Source organism: Actibacterium sp. D185-2, assembly GCF_054954595.1.
On record NZ_JBPWNX010000043.1, the window covers coordinates 1 to 4,628 of the forward strand.

Annotated in this window: 4 protein-coding genes; 3 read left to right on the forward strand and 1 reads right to left on the reverse strand. The window is 58.9% G+C overall.

Annotation, left to right across the window (positions count from 1 at the left end; translation table 11 throughout):
- Positions 1 to 860 precede the first annotated feature (860 nt).
- The 3 genes from dcm to ACSR1C_RS20300 are packed head-to-tail and all read left to right on the forward strand — an operon-like array spanning position 861 to position 3,814.
- Positions 861 to 2,135: a DNA (cytosine-5-)-methyltransferase gene (gene dcm / locus ACSR1C_RS20290; protein WP_460260828.1), complete on the forward strand. Its 1,275-nt coding sequence runs from the start codon at positions 861 to 863 to the stop codon at positions 2,133 to 2,135.
- Between the two features lie 4 nt (positions 2,136 to 2,139).
- Complete coding sequence (locus ACSR1C_RS20295; protein ID WP_460260827.1) at positions 2,140 to 2,595, forward strand: very short patch repair endonuclease; 456 nt, start codon at positions 2,140 to 2,142, stop codon at positions 2,593 to 2,595.
- Positions 2,582 to 3,814, forward strand: a complete 1,233-nt coding sequence (locus ACSR1C_RS20300) for a type II restriction endonuclease (RefSeq protein ID WP_460260826.1) — start codon at positions 2,582 to 2,584, stop codon at positions 3,812 to 3,814. The genes ACSR1C_RS20295 and ACSR1C_RS20300 overlap by 14 nt, the downstream gene beginning before the upstream one ends.
- A gap of 22 nt (positions 3,815 to 3,836) precedes the next feature.
- Here the strand turns inward: ACSR1C_RS20300 and ACSR1C_RS20305 are convergent, their stop codons facing one another.
- A complete protein-coding gene (locus ACSR1C_RS20305) occupies positions 3,837 to 4,355 on the reverse strand; it encodes a hypothetical protein (RefSeq protein ID WP_460260825.1) in 519 nt (172 codons plus the stop codon).
- Positions 4,356 to 4,628 lie beyond the last annotated feature (273 nt).

Sequence of the window (4,628 nt, forward strand, 5' to 3'; positions counted from 1 at the left end):
TCCGGGAATGGTTTGCCGCCCGCAATCAGTTCGCTATCATGTTCGATGAGCGCTTCAACGCGTGACCGTATCTGAAACCCGCATGGGCCAAACCAGATACACAGAGTTCATGACACTCCCCGCTGTCTGGGTGGTGTTCGCTGAGTTCTCCGGCTTTACCAGCATTCCCGAGCTTCCCGCCGTTCCCGTGACGGGTCCTTCCCGCTTGGGTGCAATGCGGGGGACGCGGAGCCCCGGTCTTTCCCGCTACACAGCAAATTTTGAATCAAGAACCCATTTCCCCTCGATTCTGAAAAATCTCTGTCAAAATTCGGGACTTCTGAAAAACTTTCGCGAACCGGGGCTCCGCGCACCCCCTGACGGGGCACCCCACCCCGGAAGGACCCGAGCGACCACTGGTCATCCTTCCACCTTGGTGTTGCGACAGGACGCTCGAAAGCTATATCGCTCCCTTTCCGCCGGATGCTCAACCGAGCCGAGGCCGCCGCCTGTGTCGGTGTGTCTGTGAACACGCTCGACCACATTGCTGATGCCCTAATGCCCGGGACGATCCGAGTTAAGTCCGGCACCCCTTGGGACGTGCGCGCGCTCGACCCCGAAATAGACGCTTTGCCCGGCAAGGATTGGGGCGATGCAGTGAACGAGTGGGACGAGGTGCTGTAGCCCTGTGACTCCGCCTCTTGGGACCGTCTGATCGGGCTGCCGCCGTGCCCTTCGCCCTATCCACCACAGCCCGAAGCACCGGCAATCATTTGTTTACCGGTGTGGCGCAGTCTTCTAGCTGAAATTCCTATTTTGTTCTTGTCCGTGCGTGTCGAATGTAGCAAGAATGAGAAAAATCGACCTAGAGGGACCGCCGCATGCTTGATGAACCCCGTTCCGACTTCTCCCGACTGCGCGAGCGCGCGGGCCTGTCTGTGGAGGCACTGGCGCCTCTCATGGGGTATTCGCCCGCAACCCTTTATCGGTGGGAGCGAGGCGAGGCCATGCCCCGACAAGCGGCGCTTGTGGTGCTGGAAGACCTCGTGAAAAAGCGCGTTTCGACCGAGCCCGAGAAGCCCGCCTTCCGGTTCATTGACCTCTTCGCGGGGATCGGGGGGATTCGTCGGGGATTCGAGCCGTTGGGCGGAAAATGTGTCTTCACCTCGGAGTGGGATCGCTTTGCCAAGACCACCTACGCGGCAAACTTCCCTCATGACGATCACGAGATTTCGGGTGACATTACCAAGACCGAGGCGAAGGACATTCCCCAGCACGACCTTCTTCTTGCGGGTTTCCCGTGCCAGCCGTTCAGCATCGCTGGCGTAAGTAAGAAAAACGCGCTGGGCCGTGCCCACGGTTTTGCGGACGAAACGCAGGGGACGCTATTTTTCGATGTAGTGCGAATTATTGCTGAGCATCGGCCGAAGGCGTTCCTTCTGGAAAACGTGAAGAACCTCTTGAATCACGACAAGGGCAACACCTTCAAGGTGATCATGCGCACCCTGCGCGACCTCGGCTATCATGTCCCCACGCCGCGCGTGATCAATGCCAAGGGATACGTTCCTCAGCACCGTGAACGCATCCTTATCGCCGGATTCCGGGAGGAGTGCGATTTTTCTTTTGACGATCTGGACGTGCCTTCGCCGCTCAATGGCCCGAAGCTCGGGACGATCCTGCACCCCGAAGACGGTTCCGAGAAAGCGCCCGACAAGCATTACACCGATGCCAGCGGCCGGGTGAGCGACAAATATATTCTGACTGATCACCTCTGGCAGTATCTGCAAGACTACGCGGCCAAGCACCGTGCCGCCGGGAACGGGTTCGGTTTCGGACTTGTGGGCAGGGCAGATGCAGCACGCACCCTCTCGGCCCGCTATTATAAGGATGGCTCGGAAATCCTGATTGACCGAGGCGAGAAGAACAACCCGCGCCGCCTGACCCCTCGCGAATGCGCCCGGCTTATGGGGTTCGACAAGCCCCACGAATCCAAGTTCATCATCCCGGTTTCCGATACGCAGGCCTACAAGCAATTCGGGAACTCGGTAGCCGTGCCCGTGATTGAGGCGGTGGCGCGGCACATGCTGCCCTATATCGCGGCCGAGGCGGCGCAGGACCAAGAGCACTTGCAAAGCCGGTTGCCGCTCGTTGGCTGACGTAGTGGACGCCGCGACCCGCTCCCGGATGATGGCGGGAATCCGGGGCAAGGACACGCGACCCGAGATGATCCTTCGGCGCGGACTCCATGCCCGCGGCTTCCGCTACAGGCTGCACGACCGCCGGTTGCCCGGCTCGCCCGATCTAGTGTTTCCCGGGCGCCGCGCGGTGATCTTTATTCACGGCTGCTTCTGGCACGGGCACGGCTGCCATCTGTTCCGGCTGCCCGCCACGCGACGTGAGTTCTGGGAGGCGAAGATAGAGGGCAACCGCGCCCGGGACGAGTCCGCCGAGGCCGCCCTTCTTGCCGATGGGTGGCGGGTCCTGTCAATCTGGGAATGTGCCCTCAAGGGACGCGAGCGGTTGCCGGTGGACGAGGTGCTTAACCGGGCAGCGAATTGGCTGGCCAATGGCCCGATACAAGAAACGATTGCGGGAGGGGCGAATGGCAGTTTCTGATTTAACGGATTGGCTCGGGGTATTCTGCGCGCCCGGGGTGGCGCTGTTCGTTAAGCGCCTTTCGGGCAATGACACGCTCGCCAACGGCGCGCATCAGGCAGGCCCCTATATCCCGAAGGACTTCCTGTTTCGCATCTTTCCGATGATCAACCGGACGGACGAGAAGAACCCCGATCACCGCTTTGAACTGGCCGTCGACTCCCACATGGACGCAAGGGAAGTGCGGGTGATCTACTACAACTCGAAGCGTCACGAAGGGAAGCCGAACGGCCGCGACGAAACTCGGCTGACAAATTTTGGGGGCGGCGCTTCGGCGCTTCTGGACCCGGAAAGCACCGGCGCACTGGCGGTCTTCGCCTTCCCTCTGGACGAGAACGGTGCCGCAACAAGCTGCCATGTCTGGGTGTGCCGCCACGAGACCGAGGAGGATATTGCCGAGGAGCGGTTCGGACCGATTGAGCCCGGGCGGTTTCTCATGTGGTCGCCCGAGCAACCTGGACTCTTTCCGCCCTATGCCGCCGGGCGTGCGAGTTGCTGGCTTGAACCGGCCGAAATTCCGCCTGCATGGCTCGCGCAGTTCCCGACCGGGGCCGAGATCGTGCGCAAGACAGTCGAGCTTCGGCCCGAACACGGCACCACCCCCGACAAGCGCCTTCTGCGCCGCCGTGAATGTGAGTTTGAAATCTTTCGCAGTGTGGAGGAGGCGATAGAGCTTCCTGCAATCCGTGTCGGGTTCACGACCTTGGACGGCTTTATTGCCCGGGCACAAACCGTTCTGCAACGGCGCAAGGCTCGCTCTGGCCGCTCGCTTGAACTTCACGCGAGGGAAATCCTGATCGAGGAGAGATTCCGCGAGGGCGTGGATTTCCAGCACGGACCACAGTCGGAACCCGGCAGGCGCCCGGATTTTCTATTCCCCACGCAGGCCGCCTATCGTGATCCGAGCTTTCCAGCGGCCCGGCTTCGGATGCTTGCCACCAAGACCACATGTCGCGACCGTTGGCGACAGGTGATAAACGAAGCAGATCGGATTCCGGTGAAACACCTCCTGACCTTGCAGGAGGGCGTGTCCGAGGCTCAGTTCCGCGAGATGACGCAGGCCAATGTTCAGCTTGTGGTGCCCGAGCCCCTGATTGCAAAGTTTCCAGCCAGTATCCGAGCGGATATTGTGACGCTTGAGAGCTTCTTGGGTGATCTACGTTTGCTTGCGCCCGAATAGGCGCACCGGTGGTGCACCAATATTACATTAGCCCAACATCCCTGTAATGCTCTTCAAGCGCGCTAAGAAGTCGATTTCTCGCTACGAGAAGATCAGATGCTGAAGACCAAAAGGCGCCCATTGAAACAACATCCGAAACCTGCTCTACCGCTGTTTTCATATTACGTAGTTCCGCGCGATATGCTGCAATTTGGGGTTCGACTGCAGGGCCGAGAAGGTTGCGAGATACATCAACCGCAGCATCTTGAGCTAGGATGTTTGCAATTAGAGCATCGCGCCGTTCTGATGCATCCTCAGCACCATCTAAGACGGCGGTAACGTAAGCATTGGCAAAAGTCTGAAAATCAATCGAGTGCTGTTGAATTTCCACGACCTTCGACTCAACGCGCTGCTGTTGTCGCTCAATCGTTGAGTCGTGAAGCGTGCGCTGATAAAAGTAATGACTCTGAAGGAACGTTGCAGCTATGACGAAAGCTCCGCCTAGCAATATCTGCCAGCGCGGAGTCCTTTCACTAAAAAAGAAGTCTTTAGTTCGTTTCATTGATCTTCAGAATCTGGACGTGTTTCAACGGTAGCAATCGACTGAAGGCCATCATTGCTGTTTGCACGGACTGCCGCCTCACACATCTGCTTCCAGCGAGGGTAGCCCATGATGGTTATGGCTTCTCTAACAGCTTCGTCGATACCCACATCACAGAGACTGTGTGAAATTTTGTGCCCTGACGCGCTTTCTTACGCCATGGGGAAGCGGTCTTCGAACATGATGGCAAGTTGACTTCTGACAGCGTGCCATTCGCGCACGGCGCGCTTCCAC

Coding starts and splice junctions, on each gene's coding strand:
- ACSR1C_RS20300 (WP_460260826.1), top strand. CDS start 2,582: ATGGCAGTTTCTGATTTAACGGATTGGCTCGGGGTATTCTGCGCGCCC.
- ACSR1C_RS20305 (WP_460260825.1), bottom strand. CDS start 4,355: ATGAAACGAACTAAAGACTTCTTTTTTAGTGAAAGGACTCCGCGCTGG.
- dcm (WP_460260828.1), top strand. CDS start 861: ATGCTTGATGAACCCCGTTCCGACTTCTCCCGACTGCGCGAGCGCGCG.